This window comes from Subtercola sp. RTI3, from assembly GCF_035018625.1.
Taxonomy (GTDB): domain Bacteria; phylum Actinomycetota; class Actinomycetes; order Actinomycetales; family Microbacteriaceae; genus Subtercola; species Subtercola vilae.
The window spans coordinates 73,982-95,952 of the sequence record NZ_JASJXO010000002.1 but is presented as its reverse complement, the minus strand read 5'-3'; the positions used below and the strand labels follow the sequence as shown (position 1 = coordinate 95,952).

General features: G+C 64.8%; 27 protein-coding genes. 16 read left to right on the top strand and 11 right to left on the bottom strand.

Features of this window, described 5'->3' with window-relative positions; genetic code table 11:
• Positions 1–5 precede the first annotated feature (5 nt).
• A complete protein-coding gene (locus tag QN358_RS01925; protein WP_136640248.1) occupies positions 6–398 on the top strand; it encodes a Fur family transcriptional regulator in 393 nt (130 codons plus the stop codon).
• A gap of 20 nt (positions 399–418) precedes the next feature.
• Here QN358_RS01925 and QN358_RS01920 read toward each other — a convergent pair whose 3' ends face one another.
• Positions 419–1,762 carry an ABC transporter permease gene (locus QN358_RS01920; protein ID WP_323511428.1) on the bottom strand — a complete coding sequence of 448 codons (1,344 nt, stop codon included), beginning with the start codon at positions 1,760–1,762 and terminating at the stop codon, positions 419–421.
• Between the two features lie 252 nt (positions 1,763–2,014).
• On the opposite strand from QN358_RS01920, the gene rpmB reads away from it, so the two are divergent.
• The 6 genes from rpmB (at position 2,015) to QN358_RS01890 (ending at position 6,573) form a co-directional block, all read left to right on the top strand.
• The gene (rpmB, locus tag QN358_RS01915) at positions 2,015–2,251 is read left to right on the top strand and encodes a 50S ribosomal protein L28 (protein ID WP_136640250.1); all 237 of its coding nucleotides are present in this window, start codon (positions 2,015–2,017) and stop codon (positions 2,249–2,251) included.
• Positions 2,251–2,418, top strand: coding sequence for a 50S ribosomal protein L33 (gene rpmG / locus QN358_RS01910; protein WP_136640251.1), 168 nt, complete (start codon positions 2,251–2,253; stop codon positions 2,416–2,418). The genes rpmB and rpmG overlap by 1 nt, the downstream gene beginning before the upstream one ends.
• Before the next feature lie 3 nt (positions 2,419–2,421).
• Positions 2,422–2,727: a 30S ribosomal protein S14 gene (gene rpsN / locus QN358_RS01905; protein WP_136640252.1), complete on the top strand. Its 306-nt coding sequence runs from the start codon at positions 2,422–2,424 to the stop codon at positions 2,725–2,727.
• Between the two features lie 122 nt (positions 2,728–2,849).
• On the top strand, positions 2,850–3,137 hold the full coding sequence (locus QN358_RS01900; RefSeq protein WP_136640253.1) for an HU family DNA-binding protein: 288 nt from the start codon (positions 2,850–2,852) through the stop codon (positions 3,135–3,137).
• 131 nt (positions 3,138–3,268) lie between these two features.
• Positions 3,269–5,218 (top strand): cytochrome c oxidase assembly protein, encoded by a 1,950-nt coding sequence (locus QN358_RS01895; protein ID WP_323511453.1) that lies wholly within the window; start codon positions 3,269–3,271, stop codon positions 5,216–5,218.
• The gene (locus tag QN358_RS01890; protein ID WP_136640254.1) at positions 5,215–6,573 is read left to right on the top strand and encodes an ATP-dependent DNA helicase; all 1,359 of its coding nucleotides are present in this window, start codon (positions 5,215–5,217) and stop codon (positions 6,571–6,573) included. Before QN358_RS01895 ends, QN358_RS01890 begins: the two co-directional genes overlap by 4 nt.
• A gap of 82 nt (positions 6,574–6,655) precedes the next feature.
• Here QN358_RS01890 and QN358_RS01885 read toward each other — a convergent pair whose 3' ends face one another.
• Both QN358_RS01885 and QN358_RS01880 read right to left on the bottom strand, forming a co-directional pair.
• Positions 6,656–7,309 (bottom strand): biliverdin-producing heme oxygenase, encoded by a 654-nt coding sequence (locus QN358_RS01885; protein ID WP_323511427.1) that lies wholly within the window; start codon positions 7,307–7,309, stop codon positions 6,656–6,658.
• Between the two features lie 124 nt (positions 7,310–7,433).
• Complete coding sequence (locus tag QN358_RS01880) at positions 7,434–7,781, bottom strand: DUF2470 domain-containing protein (RefSeq protein WP_136640256.1); 348 nt, start codon at positions 7,779–7,781, stop codon at positions 7,434–7,436.
• Positions 7,782–7,879: 98 nt separating this feature from the next.
• Between QN358_RS01880 and QN358_RS01875 the strand changes: the two genes are divergently transcribed.
• Positions 7,880–8,398 (top strand): DinB family protein, encoded by a 519-nt coding sequence (locus QN358_RS01875; RefSeq protein ID WP_136640257.1) that lies wholly within the window; start codon positions 7,880–7,882, stop codon positions 8,396–8,398.
• 96 nt (positions 8,399–8,494) lie between these two features.
• Here QN358_RS01875 and QN358_RS01870 read toward each other — a convergent pair whose 3' ends face one another.
• From QN358_RS01870 to QN358_RS01855, 4 genes are all read right to left on the bottom strand, one after another.
• Positions 8,495–9,178 (bottom strand): dienelactone hydrolase family protein, encoded by a 684-nt coding sequence (locus QN358_RS01870; protein ID WP_136640258.1) that lies wholly within the window; start codon positions 9,176–9,178, stop codon positions 8,495–8,497.
• Entirely contained in the window at positions 9,171–9,704 is a 534-nt protein-coding gene (locus tag QN358_RS01865; protein ID WP_323511426.1) for a hypothetical protein, read from the bottom strand. The genes QN358_RS01870 and QN358_RS01865 overlap by 8 nt, the downstream gene beginning before the upstream one ends.
• A 71-nt stretch (positions 9,705–9,775) precedes the next feature.
• Positions 9,776–12,343 (bottom strand): phosphoketolase family protein, encoded by a 2,568-nt coding sequence (locus QN358_RS01860; RefSeq protein ID WP_323511425.1) that lies wholly within the window; start codon positions 12,341–12,343, stop codon positions 9,776–9,778.
• 81 nt (positions 12,344–12,424) lie between these two features.
• Entirely contained in the window at positions 12,425–13,249 is an 825-nt protein-coding gene (locus QN358_RS01855; RefSeq protein WP_323511424.1) for a hypothetical protein, read from the bottom strand.
• 356 nt (positions 13,250–13,605) lie between these two features.
• Between QN358_RS01855 and QN358_RS01850 the strand changes: the two genes are divergently transcribed.
• Positions 13,606–14,247 (top strand): alpha-ketoglutarate-dependent dioxygenase AlkB, encoded by a 642-nt coding sequence (locus tag QN358_RS01850; RefSeq protein ID WP_323511423.1) that lies wholly within the window; start codon positions 13,606–13,608, stop codon positions 14,245–14,247.
• Here the strand turns inward: QN358_RS01850 and QN358_RS01845 are convergent.
• Together QN358_RS01845 and QN358_RS01840 are read right to left on the bottom strand one after the other, a co-directional pair.
• The gene (locus QN358_RS01845) at positions 14,204–14,758 is read right to left on the bottom strand and encodes a hypothetical protein (protein WP_323511422.1); all 555 of its coding nucleotides are present in this window, start codon (positions 14,756–14,758) and stop codon (positions 14,204–14,206) included. The genes QN358_RS01850 and QN358_RS01845 overlap by 44 nt on opposite strands.
• Positions 14,759–14,962: 204 nt before the next feature.
• Positions 14,963–15,529 (bottom strand): NAD(P)H-dependent oxidoreductase, encoded by a 567-nt coding sequence (locus tag QN358_RS01840; protein ID WP_323511421.1) that lies wholly within the window; start codon positions 15,527–15,529, stop codon positions 14,963–14,965.
• Between the two features lie 142 nt (positions 15,530–15,671).
• Here QN358_RS01840 and QN358_RS01835 point away from each other — a divergent pair, with 142 nt between their 5' ends.
• Positions 15,672–16,304, top strand: a complete 633-nt coding sequence (locus QN358_RS01835; protein ID WP_323511420.1) for a helix-turn-helix domain-containing protein — start codon at positions 15,672–15,674, stop codon at positions 16,302–16,304.
• On the opposite strand, the gene QN358_RS01830 is transcribed toward QN358_RS01835, so the two are convergent.
• A complete protein-coding gene (locus QN358_RS01830) occupies positions 16,299–16,817 on the bottom strand; it encodes a GNAT family N-acetyltransferase (protein WP_323511419.1) in 519 nt (172 codons plus the stop codon). The two genes, QN358_RS01835 and QN358_RS01830, sit on opposite strands and share 6 nt — an antisense overlap.
• A 92-nt stretch (positions 16,818–16,909) precedes the next feature.
• Between QN358_RS01830 and QN358_RS01825 the strand changes: the two genes are divergently transcribed.
• On the top strand, positions 16,910–17,365 hold the full coding sequence (locus QN358_RS01825) for a GNAT family N-acetyltransferase (protein WP_323511418.1): 456 nt from the start codon (positions 16,910–16,912) through the stop codon (positions 17,363–17,365).
• A 145-nt stretch (positions 17,366–17,510) separates the two neighbouring features.
• Complete coding sequence (locus QN358_RS01820) at positions 17,511–19,019, top strand: MDR family MFS transporter (protein ID WP_323511417.1); 1,509 nt, start codon at positions 17,511–17,513, stop codon at positions 19,017–19,019.
• 90 nt (positions 19,020–19,109) lie between these two features.
• Here the strand turns inward: QN358_RS01820 and QN358_RS01815 are convergent, their stop codons facing one another.
• The gene (locus QN358_RS01815) at positions 19,110–19,487 is read right to left on the bottom strand and encodes a hypothetical protein (protein WP_136640268.1); all 378 of its coding nucleotides are present in this window, start codon (positions 19,485–19,487) and stop codon (positions 19,110–19,112) included.
• Positions 19,488–19,610: 123 nt separating this feature from the next.
• Between QN358_RS01815 and QN358_RS01810 the strand changes: the two genes are divergently transcribed.
• The 4 genes from QN358_RS01810 to QN358_RS01795 all read left to right on the top strand — a co-directional run bounded on the left by QN358_RS01810 (position 19,611) and on the right by QN358_RS01795 (position 21,932).
• Entirely contained in the window at positions 19,611–20,459 is an 849-nt protein-coding gene (locus QN358_RS01810; RefSeq protein ID WP_323511416.1) for a DUF1206 domain-containing protein, read from the top strand.
• Positions 20,460–20,499: 40 nt separating this feature from the next.
• Positions 20,500–20,634 (top strand): hypothetical protein, encoded by a 135-nt coding sequence (locus tag QN358_RS01805; RefSeq protein WP_272898600.1) that lies wholly within the window; start codon positions 20,500–20,502, stop codon positions 20,632–20,634.
• A gap of 102 nt (positions 20,635–20,736) precedes the next feature.
• Entirely contained in the window at positions 20,737–21,672 is a 936-nt protein-coding gene (locus tag QN358_RS01800) for a 2-dehydropantoate 2-reductase (RefSeq protein ID WP_323511415.1), read from the top strand.
• A 62-nt stretch (positions 21,673–21,734) separates the two neighbouring features.
• Positions 21,735–21,932: a PLDc N-terminal domain-containing protein gene (locus tag QN358_RS01795; protein WP_136640272.1), complete on the top strand. Its 198-nt coding sequence runs from the start codon at positions 21,735–21,737 to the stop codon at positions 21,930–21,932.
• Positions 21,933–21,971 lie beyond the last annotated feature (39 nt).

Here is a 21,971-nt window from a genome sequence, read left to right as displayed (position 1 = left end):
GAACGATGAAACGCAATACGTGGCAGCGTGAAGCCGTGCGTTCCGCCCTCGACACCCAGATGGGCTTCGTGAGCGCGCAGAACCTGCACTCGAGCCTCCGCGGCGAAGGTTCGCACATCGGCTTGGCGACGGTCTACCGCGCTCTCAGCGACCTGGCAAACGAGGGTGAGGCCGATTCATTGCAGTCACCCGAAGGCGAGAGCCTGTACCGGGCCTGCTCGGTGGGCCACCACCACCACCTCATCTGCCGCAGCTGCGGCCTCGCGGTCGAGATCGAGGCCGACGATGTCGAGGTGTGGGCTAAGAGCGTTGCGAGCCTGCACGGCTTCAGTCAGGCTGAGCATGTCGTCGACATCTTCGGCTACTGCTCGGCGTGCGTGCCCGAAGTGGCCCGCTGAACCAATCAGCTGCGAACCGGTCAGCTGCGCCGAATCTCGTCGTCGCCCTCGAGGCCTCGCGACGAGCCGAGAAACATCGACGGCGATGTCGCATCGTCGAATTCGGCCACGTCTCGGTGATGCGCGGCTTCTGCTGACGCCTCGTCGGTTTCGCGTTCATCCATCGGTATCAGCTCGATCGTGCCGGTATCGGTTCGGCTCAGGTTGTGACGGGCCAGAATCTCGTCACGCTGGCTGATGAGAAAGTCGCGGTTGGCAGCGTTCGCGTCGGCGAACATCGTGGATCTACCCGCGGTGATGCGCCGAACGCGACGCCACTCGAGGTACGGCTTGCCCACAGCCATCAGCATCAGGCCTACAACTGCGTACGACGCCATCATCGCGATTCCGCGTACGAACCCCGGGCCCACTCCATAGAGTTCCCGTTTGAGCATCTCGGTGATGCCGCTGCCGACAACCACGTTGTTCAGCCATGCGAACGGCTCCGGCATGAACCATGACGGGTACGCGGCGCCCGACGATGGCATCGACAAGAAGATGAACACCACCATGGCTGGCACGGCGATAAATCGCCCAGCGAAATAACTGGCGCCGTTGACAGCGAGCCCGATGGCGACGATCCAACCCCAGGCAATGAGGAAGAGGGCGCCGAAGTGGCCGTCGACCGCCCCGATGACGGGGCCGGCAAGGGTGTTGGTGATGAGCGATATCAGCGCTCCGCCCACCACGATCACGGCCATCCGGGTGCGATGCCTGAGAGGCGCGCCCATCAACCCGATGAACATGGCCACCATGTAGCCGCCGATGCACCACGCGAGCATGAGGTAGAGCGAGACGGTGCCGTACTCGTCGTACGCGGGCAGCGGGGCGAGGTCGACGATGGTGGGTGTGATCTTCTCGGCCGCGAGCACGGGGCTGATCATGGCCGGGATGAGCGCAGAGACCTGGTACTGGTGGGCGCTGGCCTTGTAGATGGTCGAATCGCTCGGGTCGAACGCGACCGCAGCCTGCCCGGTGATCACGGCCGCCTTCGCCTCGTCGGCCGTGTCGAACTGGTGGATGCTGATGACGCCCGGCATCGCCTTGTCGAGGTCGCTCTGCAACTGCTGACTCGTCGAACCGACCAGGGCAACAGGCACATCATGCGGGTGGGGCGCGTGGAAGGCGGCTATGTAGCACAGGCAGAACGCCACGATGAAGAAGAGCGGCAACCAGAGTTGCAGACCGATCAGCTGCAACGAGGGGTGAAGGGTGGAGTACCAGCGGCGGTACGCGTTCGGCTGGGCCCGACGCGCGGGGTCAGCCGCCCGTGCGGCCCTCGCCTCGAGCCGTGCCGCTGAACGCGAGGTTGCTGTTCGACTCATCACCCAATTGCCTTCCGACACTCTCAAGGCTACTCGGGCCTCCAGAAAGGGTTCAGAATTGGCCTAGAACCGCATGAATCCGGGCCTCGAGTTGCATGCTGATGGATGCTCGCGTAGGCTTGGTCGCTGGTTGAGTGGTATCTCCGCTCACTTGTACACGAACCCTCCCCTGCACGACTTCTGGGCAAGGTTGCGTGTGCCGACAAGAGAACTTGGGTAGAGCATCCGCTCTACGGTAATTGGAGGAAAATCATGGCCGCAGTGTGCCAGGTGACAGGAGCCGTTCCCGGCTTCGGTCACGCTATTTCGCACTCGCACCGACGCACCAAGCGTCGTTTCGACCCGAATGTGCAGAAGAAGACTTACTACGTTCCGTCACTTCGACGTAACGTCAACCTGACGCTTTCTGCTAAGGGCATCAAGGTCATCGATGCTCGTGGCATCGAAGCCGTCGTCAAAGAGATTCAGGCTCGTGGGGTGAAGATCTAATGGCTAAAGCACAAGACGTACGCCCGATCATCAAGCTCCGTTCGACCGCCGGTACCGGGTACACGTACGTGACCCGTAAGAACCGTCGTAACGACCCCGACCGTCTCGTACTGAAGAAGTACGACCCGGTCATCCGCAAGCACGTCGACTTCCGAGAGGAGCGGTAACACATGGCTAAGACAAGCAAGATCGCTAAAAACGAACAGCGCAAGGTCATCGTTGCCCGCTGGGCAACAAAGCGCCTCGAGCTCAAGAAGGCGCTCGTTGACATCAACGGCACCGACGAGACGCGTGAAGCGGCTCGCGTCGGCCTTCAGAAGCTGCCCCGCGATGCTTCGCCGGTGCGCGTGCGCAACCGCGACGCCGTCGACGGCCGCCCGCGCGGTCACCTCTCGAACTTCGGCATTTCACGCGTTCGTTTTCGTGAAATGGCTCACCGAGGCGAGTTGCCGGGTATTACGAAGTCAAGCTGGTAGGTTTTCCACGGTTATATGACCGTCTACTGTGGCCCTTCGGGGCCACGGCGGTGCTTCACGCAGATCTAGATCGACACACAATTGCTGCCTCACGCAGCAGAATGGTCCGAGGAGGACACTAAATGGCTGATAAGTCACTCAACAAGACCGAGCTCGTAGCAGCAGTCGCCGCATCGTCGGGCCAGACACAGACCGCTGTCAACGAGGTTCTCGACTCCTTGTTCGCAACCCTCGCCGACTCGGTGTCGAACGGCGTCAAGGTCACCATCCCGGGCTGGATCGCTGTTGAGCGCACGTCGCGTGCCGCTCGCACCGGCCGTAACCCGCAGACCGGCGAAGCCATTCAGATCGCCGCAGGCAACTCGGTCAAGATCAGCGCTGGTAGCAAGCTCAAGGCTGCAGTCAAGTAGTTTTCGCCTCACCGAATGAGGGGTTCCGCACAGGCGGAGCCCCTCATCTCGTTTAATTGTGGGTTATCCACAACCGCCTCCCGCGGGTGAGCTTCACAGGCACGCTGACGTAGGGTTGATGAGTGCCAAAAATGATTCGCATCGCCGGGCCCGCGGCACTTGTCGCAGCCGCCTTTGCCATGCTCATTCTGGGGCTCGAATACGGCGGGGGCGCGACAGCCCTCCTCCTCGCTGACCCGGGCCCACTGGTTCGGTTCGGGCTGCCCATGGCCACACTCGCTGTGAACCTGAGCGCCTCGCTCGCCATCGGCGCGCTGTTCCTGGCCGTGTTTGCGCTGCGCTCCTCGAAGCCCGAATTCAATCGTGCCCTCGATATCGCCGCTGCGGGTGCGGCCCTGCTCACGGTGTTCTCGGCCATCACCGGCTTTCTCAGCTTTCTGAATGTGACTTCGTCATCAGCGAGCCTCGACTCGAAGTTCGGCCAGATACTCGGGCAGTTTCTCATTGCGGTGCCTCTTGGCCAGGCGTGGCTCGAGACGACGTTGCTGGCCGCCGCCGTGACTGTGCTCTGCTTCGCCGTTCGAAACGTCACTATGTTGGCCTTCGTGGGTGTTCTCGCGGTACTCACCCTCGTTCCTATGGCCCAGCAGGGGCACGCCGCCGGCACCGATGGCCACGATGCCGCCATCACGGCGCTGTTCCTGCACATTCTGTTCGCCGCAGTGTGGCTGGGCGGCCTGCTCGTGCTGGCCCTGCTCTCGAAGCAGCTCGACAACTCGAGGCTTCTCGAGGTGGTGCAGCGGTATTCGGGTGTGGCGTTGGTCTGTTTCGTTGTGGTCGCGGCCTCGGGTTACGTGAGCGCAGAACTCCGTATCGGATCGCTCGACCGGCTGCTCACTCCCTATGGCATTCTCGTTCTCGTCAAGGTCACCGCACTCATCGTGTTGGGCCTCATCGGAGCGATGTACCGCAACCTGCTCATCCGGCGCCTGGCAGACGGAGCGGGTCGGCGCATCTTCTGGCGCATCGTCGTGGTTGAACTCGTCTTCATGGGCGTGGCCTCTGGTACCGCCGTGGCACTGGCACGCACCGCCACTCCCATCCCCGAGGTGCTACCGAGTACGCCGACGCCGGCGCAGATTCTCACGGGCTCGGCAGTGCCACCCGAACTGACCTTCGGCAACTTCTTCACGCAGTGGAACTTCGATCTGCTGTGGATTCTCGTCTGCGGGTTCGGCATCTTCTTCTACCTTGCCGGCGTGGTGCGGCTTCGTCGCCGCGGTGATAGCTGGCCCATCCACCGCACCATTCTGTGGGTTGCCGGCATGCTGTTGCTGCTCTTCGTCACCAACGGTTTCATGAACGTGTACGAGAAGTACCTGTTCAGCGTGCACATGATGGGCCACATGATTCTGGCCATGATGATTCCCATCCTGCTCGTGTCGGCGGGCCCGGTCACCCTCGCCATGCGTGCCATCAACAAGCGCAGCGATGGCAGCCGTGGAGGCCGCGAGTGGATCCTGTTGGCCGTGCACTCTCGCATCGGCAACTTTCTCTCCAACCCCATCGTGGCGGGGGTGCTCTTCGCGACCAGCCTGCTGACGTTCTACTACACACCCCTCTTTCGCTGGGCCACGGTCGATCACATCGGTCACGAGTGGATGATCGTGCACTTCTTGATCGTGGGTTACCTGTTTGCGCAGGCGCTCATCGGCGTCGACCCCGTCGCCTTCACGTTGCCGTATCCGTTCCGCCTCGTGTTGCTGCTCGCAACCATGGCCTTTCACGCCTTCTTCGGCCTGACGCTCATGACGGGCACCGGCCTGCTGCTCGCCGACTGGTATGGCGCCATGGGCCGGGCCTGGGGTACCAGTGCGATCTCAGACCAACAGACCGGCGGCGGCATTGCGTGGAGCATCGGTGAGATTCCCACCCTTATCCTTGCAATCGTGGTGGCAATCCAGTGGGGTCGAAGTGACACGAAAGAGACGAAGCGTCTCGATCGCAATGCCGACCGTACGCATGATGCCGAGCTGAACGAGTACAACGCCATGCTTGAGCGGCTGGATCGCACCCGATGACCCGGCCCACACTCTCGCGTGAACAGCAGCGGGTGTACGAACTCATCGAGAGCACCCGCACGCACGTGTTCGTCACCGGCCGGGCCGGCACCGGCAAATCAACACTGCTCAACCACCTCGCCTGGAACACCGAGAAACAGTTGGTCATCTCGGCCCCGACAGGCGTTGCCGCCCTGAATGTGGGTGGGCAGACCATCCATTCGCTTTTTCGGTTGCCCATCGGCGTGATTGCCGACCACGACATCGAACAGAACGCCGAGGTGCGAAAGCTCCTCAACACGATCGACACGCTCGTCATCGACGAGGTCTCGATGGTCAACGCCGACCTGATGGATGCGATCGACCGCAGCCTGCGCCAGGCCCGCCAACGACCGCTCGAATCGTTCGGTGGCGTGCAGGTTGTGCTCTTCGGTGACCCGTACCAGCTGGCACCCGTGCCGGGTGACTCCGACGAGCGGGCGTACTTCGCCGACCGCTACGACTCGATGTGGTTCTTCGACGCGAAGGTGTGGCAGGAAGCCGAGCTCAAGATCGTCGAGCTCACCGAGATCCACCGCCAGAGCGACGACACCTTCAAGATGATGCTGAACGCGGTGCGGCACGGCATGGTCACCAAGGAGATCGCCGATGTTCTGAACGGGGCCGGTGCGCGCACCCCGCCGAACGACGGCACCATCACGCTGGCGACGCGCAACGATTCGGTGAACCGCATCAATGCGGCCGCGCTCAAGGGGCTCAAAGGGCCGTTGAAGACGGCCCGGGCCGAGGTGTCAGGAGACTTTGGGGGTCGGGCGTACCCGGCCGATGAGGCGCTCGAGCTGAAGGCCGGTGCGCGGGTCATGTTCCTGCGCAACGACTCAGACCAGCGCTGGGTGAACGGAACGGTCGGAACGGTCACGAAGATCTCGGGCTCGGTGTGGGTCGAGGTCGAGGGCGAGGTGCACGAGGTCGAGCCCGTGAGCTGGGAGAAGTACAAGTACTCGTATTCGGCCACCAGCAAGCAGCTCACGAAAGATGTCATCGGCGAGTTCACACAGTTTCCGCTGCGGCTGGCATGGGCGGTGACCATCCACAAGTCGCAGGGCAAGACCTACGATTCGGCGGTGGTCGACCTCGGCTCGCGCGTGTTCAGCTCGGGGCAGACCTATGTGGCACTGTCGCGGCTCACCTCGCTCGAGGGGCTCTACCTCACGCGGCCGCTGCGACCAGCCGACATCATCGTCGACCAGAACGTTCGCCGGTTCATGCAGCAGCGGCCCGCGCAGACACCCGCTCCCGAAGCGCAGGCCCCGGCGGCCTCAGTCGAGACGACCGCTGTTGACGACCAGGTGCCGACGCCCTTAGCTGACGCGTAGAACGGCTTCGGGCCACACCGCTACAGGCAGCACGGCTTCGGGCAGCACGGCTACAGTCCACACACCGCTACAGTCCACACGGTCAGGCCGCAGCAGCAGCCTTCGCCTCGGCGAGGTCGACGAACAGCTCGGTATTGAACCGGTACGCCACCATGACCTCGTCGATCACGCGCTCGCGCTCGGCGGCATCCCACTTGACGGCGTCGAGCTGGGCCCGGTAGGTGTCTTTGAATTCGCGCGGCTTGGCGATGTCGGCGAACAGGTAGAAGCCCACGCCATTGGTCTCGAACCCGAACTGGCGCTGCATGAGGGTTCGAATGACCTGACCCCCCGAGAGGTCACCGAGGTAGCGCGTGTAGTGGTGGGCTATGAACCCGCCGCTCCACACGGCCGCGACGTGGTTGATGCGGGCGACGTAGCGGGCGGTGGTGGGCAGCGGAGTGATCTGGTTCAGCCAGTCATCGCCGATCAGAAAACGCAGGTCTTCGCGAATGGCGGGTAGGCGGGTGAGCTTGGGCGAGATGAAGGCGGCCGCAACCGGGTCGTTCTTCATGCGGTCGGCCGCGGCCTCGATGGCTTCGTAGATGAAGAAGTGCTGAGTCACCAGCGAGATGTAGTCGTCGCGTGAGCCTTTGCCGTTCATGAGATCGGTCATGAAACCGGCACCCTCGCTCTCACCATGGCCCGACCACGTGCGCTCACGCAGGGCCTGGGAGAAGGGGATCACATTCGACACGGCGGCTCCTAGGTAAGTGTACCCTTACCTTACCTGACGGCTTCGAAAACACCAGCGTGTGACGCGAAGAGTTAACATTCGTTGGCGTTGGCGTTGGCGTTGGCGTTGGCGTCGTGCGCAGTGTTCAGTGTTGCCGCGGCGGAAGCCCGAGGGCTTCGCTCGCTGCATCGTAGAGAGCCACGATCTCGCGCCTGATCTCCCCGCGGGTCTCGATGGTTCCGCCCGGCCACAGGATGCCCAACTGGGCCGACTCGCCACCAGCGCCATGATCCGTACCAGCGTCAGAACCAGCGCCGGCATCCGTACCAGCGCTCACCGCCCAGGTGCCGCCGACCGTGTCGAGGTCGACCATGGTCGCTCGCTCGGCATCGGGCGCCCCGAACGCGCGCACGATCACAAGATTGTCTTCGGGGTGGTCGTTGTTCATATGGGCGAGAATCGCGGCGACAACGTCAGCTTCAAAGTGGGTCACGCCACCCACGGTAGTGCACAGGCTTCGATGGCAGCATGTTGTGCACAGAAGACTGATTGCCCGTCATCGACGTCGTCGTCGCTGCCTAAGATGTGGTCATGGCTATCGTTCCTGACGCAAAGAACTGGACGTGGGTGCTCGAGAAGCAGTGCCCCGAATGCGGCTTCGACTCATCGTCGACGGCTGCTGTCGACGTGCCCCGCCTCGCCCGCGAGAACGCTGCCGCGTGGCCGGCCGTCGTGGCGCGGCCGGGTGTGACCGTGCGACCGAACGACCACACCTGGTCAGATCTTGAGTACTCGGCGCACGTACGCGACGTGTTCCGCCGGTTTCGGCTGAGGCTCGAGTTGATGCTTGCCGAAGACAACCCCACGTTCGCCGACTGGGATCAAGACGCTACCGCCGTAGAAGACCGGTACAACGAACAGAACCCGGCTGTGGTGTCAGCCGAGCTGGTCGAGGCCGCCGAGCAGATCGCCGGCGCACTCGAGCGCGTCTCCGGCGACCAGTGGCAGCGGCGGGGGCTTCGAAGCGACGGTTCGGTGTTCACTGTTGAGACGCTGGCGCGCTACTTCATTCACGACCCGGTGCACCACCTGCACGATGTGAGGGGCTGAGGGGCTGAGGGGCTGACGCGCCAAGCGGCCAAGCGGCCAAGCGGCTGAACGGCTGAACTGCTGGGAGTTCAGGCGTCGACGGTGCGCACCCGGCGGTCAGGTGGCCAGCTGCTCCTGCAGAAAGTACGTCGAACGGGCGAAGGCAAGCGCGGCCGCGTTCTTGTCGAGCCGCTCGACCAGGGTGGCATTCGCGAAGATGTCGTGGGTGCCCGAGTAGGTGTGCCGCGCCACAGGAGTGCCCATCTCCTTCAGGCGGCTCACGAACAAGTCTGACTCAAAGGTTGTGCCCCAGTCTCCGAGGTCGGAGTAGTTGAGCAGAACCGGGCAGGGAATCACCCCGGCTTCACTCTCGCCGAGGCCCGCCGCGTAGGCCACGACCGCATCGACCGAACCAGCCTGAGCGGCGCGGAGGGCCAACCACCCACCGAGTTCGAAGCCCAACAGGGCCACCTTGGTGCTCGGTTGCAGCACGCCGCCGCTCGGTGCGGCGTCGAAACCGTGACCCCTTCCGAGTTCGATGGCGTCGTCGAGCGTGGCCAGTGCGAACCCGAGGTCGATGCCGTCGCGCAGTTCGTCGGCACTCGCCTCGTCGATGGTGGCGACACCGTTGAAGAGATCAGGAACCACTACGAACAGGTCGCGGCTCGCCAGGGCGGTGGCGTACGACTCGAGGTACGGCAGCCGGCCGAAGCTGTCGTGAACCAGCACCACCGATGGGTTGCCCGGTTCGCCGAACGTGAGGGGCCAGCCGGGCGAGGGAATGTCGATGAGCTCAGCCATGGGCGGCTTCGGTGCCCTCGGTCGGCCGCTCGTCGACGATGGCACGCAGAATGGTGCCCATCGAGCGGCGCATGTAGCGCATCCAGAGCGGGCCGATGAGGTGCGTGAGGATGAAGGTGCGGCCGGCGAGTGGGCGGTAGCCGTAGGTCCACGTGATGTGGGTTCTGCCGGTACTGCCCGGCGCATATGTCCAGCGGGCGGTGCCCTCTGACACGATGCGGCTCAGGATTCCCGTGAATGCCGTGACGTCGTAGTCGAAGTGACCCACGGCATCCGTGTCGCCGGGCCTCTCGTAGCGCACAATCTCTTCGCGAAAACTGCCGCCGTCAGACAGGTGCACGATGCGGGAGACACCGGCGTGGTCATTCTCTCCGCTGAAATCGGACATGCCGGTGACGGCGGGCAGCACCCCGAGGTATCCGGTGAAGAGAGTGCTGTCATCGCGCGGCACCACGATGTCGAAAGCCACGGCGGGCTCGGTGAAACTCACACCGACGACGGTGAACATGACCAACTGCGGCTGCATGTGGTTCTCCTACCAGGGGCCCGAATGGTGGTTCGATTCTAAGGCTTTACGCCGCCCGAGCCCCGAAAGGGTCATGCATTGTCGCCCCCGGTGTCATCGGCTGTCGAGCTCTGCTGTGAGAGACCAGCACCGTCGGTGCGCGACCACTGCCAACCGGCGACGATGGGAATGTCTTCGCCGTGTTCACGGGTATATGCCCTGGCGCGCATGCGTTCGTCTTGCATATGCTGGCGCACATGAGCGGCCTTCACCGCGAGGCCCGGAACGCGGTCGATCACATCGATCACTAAGTGGTACCGATCGAGATCGTTCAGCATCACCATGTCGAAGGGCGTCGTTGTGGTGCCCTCCTCCTTGTATCCGCTCACGTGCAGATTGTTGTGGCCGGTGCGTCGATAGGTCAAGCGATGAATGAGAGACGGGTACCCGTGATACGCGAAGATCACTGGCTTGTTCGTTGTGAAGATGGTGTCGAACTCGGCATCTGACAGGCCGTGCGGATGCTCGCTCGCTGACTGTAGGCGCATGAGGTCGACCACATTCACCACTCGTACCTGCAGCTCAGGCAGATGCTCGCGCAGCAACGCTGCTGCCGCCAGAATTTCGAGCGCCGGAACGTCGCCCGCTGATGCCAGCACCACATCAGGCTCGCTGCCCTCCTTCTCTGTGCCGGCCCACTCCCAGATGCCGAGGCCGCGGGTGCAGTGCGCCACGGCCTCCTCCATGGTGAGCCAGTTGGGGGAGGGCTGCTTGCCGGCCACGACCACGTTGATGTAGTCGACCGAGCGCAGACAGTGGTCGTACGTCGAGAGGAGGGTATTGGCATCCACCGGCAGGTACACCCGCACCACATCGGCCTTCTTGTTGACCATGTGGTCGATGAAACCGGGGTCTTGGTGGCTGAAGCCGTTATGGTCTTGCCGCCAGACATGCGACGAGAGCAGGTAGTTCAGCGACGAGATCGAGCGGCGCCACGGAATCGTGCGTGACACTTTGAGCCACTTCGCGTGCTGGTTCGCCATCGAATCGATGATGTGGATGAACGCTTCGTAGCAGTTGAAAAGACCGTGCCGCCCGGTGAGCAGATAGCCCTCGAGCCAGCCCTCGCACTGGTGTTCGCTCAGCATCTCCATGACGCGGCCCGCGCGCGCGAGGTGTTCGTCGACCGGCAGCACTGCGGCGTTCCACTGCTTGTCGGTGCTCGCGTAGACACCCTGCAGACGGTTCGACGCGGTTTCATCCGGCCCGAAGATGCGAAAGTTGTCGGGGTTGGCGCGAATGACGTCGGCAAGCCAATCGCCGAGCACTCGGGTCGCCTCGTCGTCGGTGGCGCCGGGGCTCGGAACCTCGACGCCGTACTCTCTGAAGTCGGGCAGAGTGAGTTCGCGGCGCAGCAGGCCCCCGTTCGCGAACGGGCTCGCACTCATCCGCAGCTCGCCGACCGGCGCGAGCGCGCTGATGAACGGCACGGGAGCCCCCGACTCGTCGAAGAGTTCCTCCGGCTTGTACTTCTTCAGCCAGTCTTCGAGAATGCGCGTGTGCGCTTCGGTGTCGCGGGCATTCGCCAGCGGAACCTGATGGGCGCGCCAGGTGTTCTCCACGGGCAGGCCGTCGATCTCCACCGGGCAGGTCCAGCCCTTCGGAGTGCGCAGAATGATCATCGGCCAGCGGGCCGTGCCCTCGAGGGTGCCTTCGGCAGCCTGCTTCTTGATGTCGGCGATCTCGTTGAGCACCTCGTCGAGCGTCTCGGCCATACGCTGGTGCACGAGCAGCGGGTCTTCGCCGTCGAAACCGCCGGAGACGAGGTGGGGGTTGTGCCCGTATCCACGCATCAGGTCGAGCAGCTCGTCTTCGGGGATTCGGGCGAGCACCGTGGGGTTGGCGATCTTGTAACCGTTGAGGTGCAGGATGGGCAGAACGACGCCGTCGTGTGCAGCATCCAGAAACTTGTTCGAATGCCAGCTCGTGGCGAGCGGCCCGGTTTCGGCCTCACCGTCGCCGATCACGCACGCCACCAGCAGGTTCGGGTTGTCGAATGCCGCGCCGTACGCGTGGCTGAGCGAATAACCGAGCTCGCCGCCTTCGTGAATCGACCCGGGTGTCTCGGGCGCTGCATGGCTCGGGATGCCCCCAGGAAACGAGAACTGCCTGAAGAGTTTGCGCATGCCATCAGTGCTCTGGTCTATCGGTGAGTAGATCTCCGAATAGGTGCCGTCGAGCCACGCATTCGCCACCATGCCGGGGCCGCCGTGACCCGGGCCGGCGATGTACAGCGTGGCCTGGTTGCGCTTCTGGATGATGCGGTTCAGGTGCGCGTACACGAAGTTCAGCCCGGGGGTGGTGCCCCAGTGACCGAGCAGCCGCGGCTTGATGTCGTCGCGGCTGAGCGGCTCGCGCAGCAGAGGGTTGTCGAGCAGGTAGATCTGGCCGATGGCGAGGTAGTTGGCGGCGCGCCACCACGCGTTGACGCGCTCGAGCTCTTCGCCTTCGAGGGTCTCGACGGGGTGGTGGGGCCAGGCCGCGTCAGGGGTGGCGTTGACGGCGGCTTCGAAAGCCGAGCCGAGGGTGGCGGTGTCGACGACGCCGGTGTGGCTGGCGCTGGTGTGGTCGGTGCCGGTTGGGGCTGATGGGTTGGTCATGAGAACCTTCCTCGACGCGCGGCAAGCACCGCGTGTGCTGCCAGCCTAAGCAGGCAGGCTGGGTGGGCCTAGGGTTTGCGGTTAACGTTTGGGGCTGGGAGTACGCGCGGTTTGGGGTGGTTCGATGCGGGTGATGGCGTGCAGGGCGGTGCGGGCCAGGGAGTCGGTGCGGGTGAGGTGGGCCCCGGCCCCGGTCTCGAGGTGGTTGCCGATGCCCAGGATGGCGCCCCCGTGCATCCTGAACAGCGAGGCGAGAACGAGCACGGTTGACGTTTCGGCGTCGATGCAGAGCGCGCCGAGGTGCTGCCAGAGTCGCAGACGATCGACCTGTTCGTGGTTGATGACGCCGATGGCGGTGGGCATGCCGCTGCCGGGGTAGAAGGTGGCGACCGAGACGACGAATCCTTCGTGCACGGTGCCCGATGCGTGAAGGGTTGCCGACTGCGCGAGCGAGGTCACAAGGGAGTGCGCGCTCACAGCGGGGAATTCGAGCGGAACATAGTCGAGCAGCATCCGCTCGGCCCGCACCGCAGCTGTGACCACGACGGTGTCGCCCACCGCGACGGCCGTCGACAGCCCGCCCGAATTGCCTGCGCGCACGATGGTCTTCACTCCGAGGCGGGCGAGCTCTTCGATGGCGACCGAGATCGAGAGCGGGCCGCTGCCGTGGTACACGACCACAACGGGGGTGCCGGCGTACGAGCCGGTGATGACTTGGTACTCGGTGGTGCTCGGCAATAGGTGCGCGTCGCCCAGGAGCGCGAGAAAGTCTGCGGTGGGAATGTCGAGGGCGAGCGTCAGAATTGCGCGCTCGGGCACGGCGCCCAGAGGCATGCCGAGCCACCACGATTCGGTGGCCTCACGTGAGGCGGCGAAGGGCTTTGAGGGGTCGTATGACAGGTTCATGGTCGGCTCCAGCGGGTCGGTGTGCGAGGGCTGACGGTTCCGGATGCCCCAGCGATGTTTTCGCTCAGGGGCTCCGCCGTGGCAACTTCACTCGCACGTCGACGCTTGCACCACCCCGAGGGGGTCGATGGCCTGTCTGCCTCCGATACTACTGAGCGAGCGGGCCCGCGCGCAGCATCGTGGAGTCGAATTCGGCGCTAAAAATGGTCGTAGAGAGAGAGAGAGGGAGAGAGAGAGGGAGGGAGGGAGAGGGGAAGAGGGGAAGCGGGCTGGGGAGAGCGTGGAGAGGGCTGAGCGGAAGGCCATGAGCGAATGGCCGACTAGTACATGTGTTCGAATGTCTGTAGGGTTTGGGCATGAGCCTTTCGTTTCAAGCTTCGCTGTTCGATGACCTCAGCGCCGAGCCTGAGCTCGAAGAACTGGGTGGGTCTGTTACACGTGTCGAGCTGGGTGAAGGAGCGTGGCTCGATGTGCGGCCGGGGTGGGTGGCCAACTCCGATGCACTGTTCGAGCGGCTGGCGCAGCGGGTGCCCTGGCAGGCCGACAAGCGCGAGATGTATGAGCGGGTGGTTGAGGTTCCGCGGCTGGTCTCATGGTTCGGGCCGGGATTCGAGCTGCCCGACGCGGTGCTCGAGCGCGCACAGCGCGACCTGAATGATCACTACGGCCGACCGAAAGACCAGGTCTTCGAGACGGCAGGGCTCTGTTTCTACCGCACGGGAGACGACAGTGTTGCGTGGCACGGCGATCGTGTCGGGCGTGCCATCAACCGCGACACGATGGTCGCCATCGTTTCGGTCGGTGCGGCACGCACCCTGTCGTTGCGCCCGAAGGGTGGGGGAGAGACCAAGCGGTTCCCGGTGGGGCACGGAGACCTCGTAGTGATGGGCGGCAGCTGCCAGCGCACCCACGAACACGCCATCCTGAAGACCAAGCAGGCGGTGGGGCCGCGCATCAGTATTCAGTTTCGGCCGTATTGGAAGCGGCTGGGGGCGTAGCTGGCGGCATTCTTCGGCCGTCATTCGAGTTCGAATCAGGGCGGCGAGCCGTCGCGCGCCGACGACCCTGTTGGAGGGGCTCCATGCGGTCGTGTGCTGGCGGACCACCCGTCGGGAACGGTGTTGCGGCTGACGGGGAATCCGCGGTGGGATGCGCTTGACCTGACGCGAAGTCGGAGGGGGCGAGGAGGTAGACCCCGCGTGTGTGGCTGAGGAGTTGGGCGCGCAGGCGAACAGCGTTTCGCTCGCAGGTGTGAGCCAGGGCACGGGCCCAGCGGGCATCGGCGGGCTCGAGTCGGCCGCGGCCAGGGCGCTCCCACACGGCTACCAGTTGCTTGCCACCGGTTACCTCGAGGATGGCTGCGATGTGGGCGCCCAGTTCGTCGAGATGCAGGAGATCGGGCTCTCGCGGCAGGTCATCGATGGGAAAGACGACGGGCAGCTGCACGTCATTCGCGTCGAGCAGAAACCACCACAGCTGGCGACGGCTGGCCGTGCCGATGAGAGTCATGACGCGCTGCTCGATGGCGGAGTCGGTGTCGAGTGGCAGTCGCGCGGCGCTAAACGGCCAAAAGGCGTACCTCAACGAGCGCTTCAGGCACGCGGCGCGCCCGCGAAGGCGACGCAGACGCAGAACCGCCCCGCCGGTCGACAATCGAGCAGCGGGGCGGTTCTCGTGAATCGGTACGAGCCGCAGGGAGAGGGAACCCAGCGACTACGCCGCAACCTCAGCCGACACGGCAGCCGCAACGTCACGCACGACATCGGCCAGCTGGGCCGCAACCTCGGCGTCGTCTTTCGGGTGCAGTTCGGCGAACCGAACGACCGAACCGGGGATGGAGAGCTTGATCTCTTCGAGAACCGACGCGCCGGCGATGCCGAACGACTTGCGGGCCTCGTCTTGCGCCCATACGCCGCCGAACTGGCCGTATGCGCTGCCGATGACCGAGACCGGCTTGCCCGAGATGGGGCTCGCGCCGAACGGGCGTGAAGCCCAGTCGATGGCATTCTTCAGCACGGCGGGGATGGTTCCGTTGTGCTCGGGGGTTGCGACGAGAACGGCGTCGGCAGCGGCGACGGCCTCGCGGAACTTCGTCGCGGCAGCGGGCACTGAGCCTTCGACATCGATGTCTTCGTTGTAGAAGGGCAGATCTCCGAGGCCTTCGAAGATGGTGACGTCGACGCCCTCAGGCGCAACGCCGACGGCTGCCTCGGCGAGCTGGCGGTTGGTCGAGCCTGCGCGCAGGCTGCCGACGAGAACGAGAATGGAGGTGTCTGACATGGTGCTCCTCAAGATGTGAACGGGCGTCGCCTCATGCGACAGGGTGGGTGTGCACTGGAGTAAACCGGACTGCAGTCCGTTTATTCCCGTCTCTGCCGAACTGCGATGAACTCTGTTGAATCGTGCGTGCTACCGTCTGAGAATGGATGCTCGGCTGCACCTCCTCCCGAACGGACCCGCCGGTCCGGCCCCGCGTCGCGCCGACGCTACCCGCAACCATGCTCTCCTTCTCGACACCGCTCGGCGCATCCTCGACGAAAGCGGAGTCGAGGGCCTCACGATGGACAAGTTGGCCCGGGAAGCCGGCCTCGGCAAGGGCACCATCTTTCGCCGGTTCGGTTCGCGCACGGGTCTGCTTCGCGAGATGCTGAACGAGATCGAGTCTGACTTTCAGCGCCGCTTCATGAGTGGCCCGCCACCACTGGGCCCCGGCGCCGGCGCCGCCATCGGCGCCGATGCCGTCACCCGCCTCATCGCCTACGGGCGCGAGCGAATAGAACTGCTGAGCATCCAGGGCGACCTTCTTCGCGCCTCAGAGGAGATCGGCGACGAGCGGTATTCGTCGCCGGCCCGCGCCGTCGGCCTTCTTCACCTGCGTATCCTGCTGAAGCAGGCGGGTTTCGACGGCGACATCGAAGTGGCGTCGTTCACCCTTCTCGCGGCGCTCGAGGCAACGCTGATCCTCTATGAGAACCGCGCCGAGCACATCTCGATGCAGCGCCTCGCCGACGGCTGGGAGCTGCTCGTACTGAAGATCACCGCCTGCACTTCATAGCGTCTTCTTCATCTCCATCTCGCGCTGGTGCGGGTTCAGGATGTACGGAAAGAGTCGCCCGGTCGCCCGATACCCGCGGCGCTCGTACGCCGCCACCGCACGTGCATTCTCGGTGTGCACGTGCAGGGTGAGAACGTCGCCCGCGGCTCGGGCCCAGTCTTCGATGCCGCTCAACAGCAGATCGGTCACGCCCGCAGCGGTTCCCCGAAACCCGGGGCTCACGTACACCCCCACCAGCATTGAGCCGACGGACGGGTCGCGGTAGCCGCCCATCGTGCCCACCCAACACTCGGCCCCCGACTTGTCTGTGCTGATGGCGGCCAGGGCGATGCCGACGGAGGACTCGCCCCGGCGGGCCCGCTCCCGCCAGACGTTCTCGTCGAGCTGACCCGCGGCCTCGACGGTCTCGCCGAACGCGAGGGGCGTGTCGGCAAGCATCTCGAGACGGAGGGCGCGAACCTGGCGCCAGTCGAGTTCGGTGGTGCGGCGAATGGCGATCGAGGGCGTACTCACCCTTCGAGCCTAGGGCGACGGCGGGGGGCGGGAAACCCCCTCCCCTCCGGCCAAGCGCGGGAGTGTCGGTGCCGTGCGCCAGAATTGGAGGCGTGACGACAACCATCCTCCGCACAGACTGGGCCGACCCCGATGCCGAAGCCCTGCGGTCGGCGCAACGCGCAGAACTCGACACCCGGTACGGCGCCGACACCGAGCCCGGAACCAAGCCGTCTGCCGATGACATCGCGATTTTTCTCGTGGCTCGCGACGCATCCGGTGCCGCGGTGGGGTGCGGCGCCCTTCGCTTGCTCGGTGGGGGCGAGGCCGAGATCAAGCGGATGTTCGTGACGCAGTCTGCACGCGGTACCGGCGTCTCGACGGCCATTCTGCGCACGCTCGAAGACGAAGCCCGCGGGCTTGGTCTTCACACGCTCAAGCTTGAAACGGGCCCCGCGCAGCCCGACGCGGTGCGGTTCTACGAGCGTGAAGGCTATCGACCGATTGCGAAATTCGGCTATTACGTCGATTCTGCGGGCTCGCTCTGTTTTGCCCGCAGTCTGCTCTAGCAGGCCGGCCCGCAATGCACTAATGTAGACGACGTATACATCTGCGGGGGCGGAATAATACCGGGCCGCAGCAGCTTTGCTCAGAAGCACCTTCGCGCCCTGCTGCGTGACTTTCCCACGACCGCTTGTAACGACAGGAGCACCGGTGTCTGAAAAAAACACCCTCCCCGACCTTCGCGGCCCCGCCGCCCCCAGCGGTTCGGTCACGCCCGACAGCCTCGAAGACGCACGACTCGGTGCCCGCAACAAGCTCGTCATCGGCATTCTGCTGGTCAGCGCGTTCATCGTCATTCTGAACGAGACCATCATGAGCGTGGCGCTGCCGCATCTCATGGCGAGCTTCAACATTCCGGCCGAGTCGGCCCAGTGGGTCACGACGGCGTTCATGCTCACCATGGCCGTTGTCATTCCGATCACCGGTTTTCTGCTGCAGCGGTTCAATACGCGGCCGGTCTACATCGCGTCGATGCTGTTCTTCAGCGTGGGCACGCTCATCTCTGCCACCGCGCCCGGCTTCGAGGTGCTGCTCGTCGGCCGTGTCATTCAGGCGTGCGGCACGGCCATCATGATGCCGCTGCTCATGACCACGGTCATGACGCTGGTGCCGCCGGCGTCGCGCGGGCGCACCATGGGCAACATCTCGATTGTCATCTCGGTCGCCCCGGCCATCGGCCCCACCATCTCGGGTCTCATTCTGAACGTTCTCGACTGGCGCTGGATGTTCTGGCTCGTGCTGCCCATCGCCGTCGCCGCTCTCGTGGTGGGCGCCCTCAAGATTCCGAACGTCACCACACCCCGGCGTGCGCCGTTCGACGTGCTGTCGGTCGTTCTCTCGGCCATCGGTTTCGGCGGGCTCGTCTACGGGCTCACCACGGTCGGTTCGACGACGACAGGGTGGATGCCCAGTTGGGCGCCGCTCGTCGTCGGTCTTGTGGCGCTCGCGCTCTTCGTGCTGCGCCAACTTCAGTTGCAGCGCACCGATCGCGCTCTGCTCGACCTCCGCACCTTCACCTCGAAGAATTTCACGCTGTCGATCGTCATGTTCGCAATCAGCATGATGGCGCTGTTCGGCACCCTGATCATCCTGCCCCTGTACATGCAGAACGTTCTGAAGCTCGACACCCTCAGCACCGGTCTGCTGCTGCTGCCGGGCGGGCTCGTGATGGGGGCGCTCGCCCCCGTGGTGGGCCGCCTGTACGACAAGCGGGGGCCCACGATGCTGCTCATTCCGGGCTCGATCATCGTGAGCGTCGTGCTGTGGAGTCTGACGCAGGTGACGAGCACAACCCCCATCTGGCAGCTGTTGGTGGCACACATCGTGCTGAGTGTGGGCCTGGCGCTCATGTTCACGCCGCTGTTCACGGCGAGCCTCGGTTCGCTGAAGCCCGCGCTCTACTCGCACGGGTCGGCCGTCGTCGGCACGGTTCAGCAGGTAGCGGGGGCGGCGGGAACGGCACTGTTCGTGACCATCATGGCCTCGCAGGCGACCCGGCTCGTCGTTACGGGGTCAGACCCGATTCTGGCGCAGGCGTCGGGTGTGCGAGCTGCATTCACGATCGGAGCGATCATCTCGCTCGGGGCCATCGTGGTGGCGTTCTTCGTGAAGAAGCCGGCCGACTCGGAGTTGCCCGAAGGCGTGCCGGCCGGGCACTGAGTTCAGGTGGGCCGGGCTCGGCGAGATTGTCTCGTACTCCGCTCGGCCCGTCTCGCATCGGGCTGCTGGCACCCGCTCGCCGGCTGGGTGCTAGGCGAAGATGCGGAACCCGTTGGCGATGCGGTTGACCGGCATCATCAGCGCGAACAGCGGAACGATGATGCGCAGCATGTAAACGAACACCGTGAGGTCGGCGAAGTCGACCAGCGCGAAGAGCGCGATGCCCACGAGACCGAACAGCATCGCACGCACGGCGGTACGCGTGTAGTCGACGAACAACAGAGCAAAACCGACGGCAACCAGCACCAGTGCAGTGTCGACAGCGAAGGCACCGGCGCGAGGGTCGACAATGAGGTGCGCAATGCTCCACAGCACGATTCCGACGGCCCACATCAGCACAGTTGCCAGCCCGGCAAGCGGCTTCGGCAGGGGTGCGCCAGGAGACCTGACCACAATGTTGTCAACCATCTGAATACGCTCCTCGTTCACGTCTGCGCGCTCGCGCACTCCGGTTAAGCCTAGAGCCTGCACAGCCAGGCTGGTTCACGCAAGCCTCTCGCCCTGTTTCGCGGTCGACCATACGCTGGGTGGATGCCCGCCCGCACTGCTTCGAATGCCGCCCGTGAGGCGCACAACTCTCGCCCGCTCCGCATCCTCGCGCGCACGGGATTCGCCGTGAATGGCCTCCTGCACGTACTGATCGGGTTCGCCGCCATCTCGGTGGCAGTGGGAGGAGGGGGTGGTGCCGGCGGTGGCGGCAGCGCCGGCGGTAACGGAGGTGGAGAAGCCGACCAGTCTGGCGCTCTCGATCAGCTGGCGCAGAACCCCCTCGGCGCGGCCCTGCTCTGGGTCGTGGTCGTGGGGCTGTTCGCTCTCGCGCTGTGGCAGATCATCCAGGGCCTTCTGGTGAGCGAGACCGACGCGAAGAAGCGCTGGGGTAAGAGGGCGTCGCAGGTGGGTAAGGCCATCGCGTACGTGGCCATTGGTGTGACGGCGCTGACGTTCGCGCGGGGCGGATCGTCGAGCTCGTCGAATTCGAGCACGTCGCTGAGTGCGAAGGTGCTCTCGACGCCGGGTGGGGTGTTTCTGCTGGTGGTGATCGGGCTGGTCGTCGTGGGCATCGGCGTGTTCTTCGTCGTTCGCGGCATCACGCGGAAGTTCACGGATGATCTCACTCTTCCTGCGCCGCCGACCGGGTCTGCCGTGGTCGCCGTGGGCGTGGTGGGCTACATCGCAAAGGGTGTGTCGCTCGCGGTAGTGGGCGTGTTGTTCGTCGTTGCGGCATTCACGGTCGACCCGTCGAAGGCCACCGGGCTCGACGGAGCGCTCAAGGCGCTCGCCGCGCTGCCGTTCGGGGTGGTCATCCTCGTCGTGGTCGGCCTCGGGCTGATCGCCTACGGCGTCTACCTCGGTGCGCGGGCGCGATGGGGACGCATGTAGTCCATGCCGCCGGGGGGAGCTATACCACGCCATCACCGAGATGGTCGAGTTGCTCCGCGAGTACGTCGAAGACTGGCAAGACCACCTTGTGGCAGCACCGAACCACGCCGGCAATTGGGGGCTCGTTCAGCTGATTGTTCTGTCGACTGACGACCAGGCCCTGCTCGCCGAATAGTGATTGAACGACCGCGCCTGACGCCGAATGACACGGGCGGCCGCCCCGAGAGCGCCTCGGCCGGGCAGCGCGATAGGTTCGAGGTGACGAAAGGGTGGCGCCATGCGCATTCTGGTGGTGGGTGCCGGCGCGGTCGGTGGGTTCTTCGGGGCGCAGCTGGCGCGTGCGGGTCGCGACGTGACGTTCTTGGTGCGGCCGAAACGGGCTGAGGTTCTGCGGGCAGAGGGGTTGAGCATCCGGCCGTTCCGTGACGAGCCGTTCTCTCTCACGCCGAAGACCGTCACGGCCGACCAGCTCGACGACGCATACGACGTGGTGCTGCTCTCGGTGAAGGCGTACGGTCTCGAGCAGGTTCTCAGCGACATTGCACCGGCCATTGGCCCCACCACCGTGATTCTGCCGGTGCTCAACGGCTTGCGCCACTTCGATGTGCTGCGCGAACGTTTCGGCGCCGAGCGCATCGTCGGCGGCCTCTGCTTCATCGCCGCTCAGCTCAGCGAGGGCGTCATCGAGCAGATCGGCCCCGGCGCCGCCGTCATCTTCGGCGAATTCGGTGCGGCACCGGGTGAGCCGGTGAGTGACCGGATGCTCGCCCTGCACTCCGCGTTCAGTGATGCCGGCTTCTCAGCGAGCGTCGCACCGTCGATCGAGCAGGCGCTCTGGCAGAAGTGGGTGCTGCTCGCTGCCGGCGGTGCTCTCACCACTCTTCTGCGCGGCCCCGTCGGATTCATCGTGGCCGCCCCCGGGGGCGCCGACGTCGCCCGCGGTATCGCAGAAGAGTCGTTCTCCATCGCCGCCGCCGCGGGCTTTGCGCTAGACCAGGTTGCACGTGATCGCGCCCTCGCCACCCTCACCGAGCCGGGATCGCCGTTCACCACCTCGCTCTACCGCGACCTCGCTCAGGGCCTCGACGTCGAAAGCGAGCAGATCGTGGGTGACTTCGTGAACCGTGCCGGCGCCCTCGGTGTATCGGTGCCCCTGCTCGCGCTCGCCTACACGGGGCTCAGCGTGTACCGGCAGTCGATCGGCGCGGCGTGAGTCACCGCGCTTTCGGCTAGTTTGGGGTGGAGCGCCGTCGTGCGCAGAAGAGAGACGCTCGAATGGAACCGATCAGCGCAGGATTCACCCTCGTCGGCCTCATCATCTTCGTGGTGACCGTGGTGTCGATCGCCCAGAACCCCAACCACGGCGCTGTGGGCAAGTTCGTGTGGATCCTGGTGGCATTCTTCCTCTCGCTGCTCGGCTCGATTCTGTGGCTCATCTTCGGTCGCGGTCGCGTGACCCGCGCGCGCCGCTGATCGCTCGGCTGGCACCGGCAGGCCATTTAAAGGTGAGGC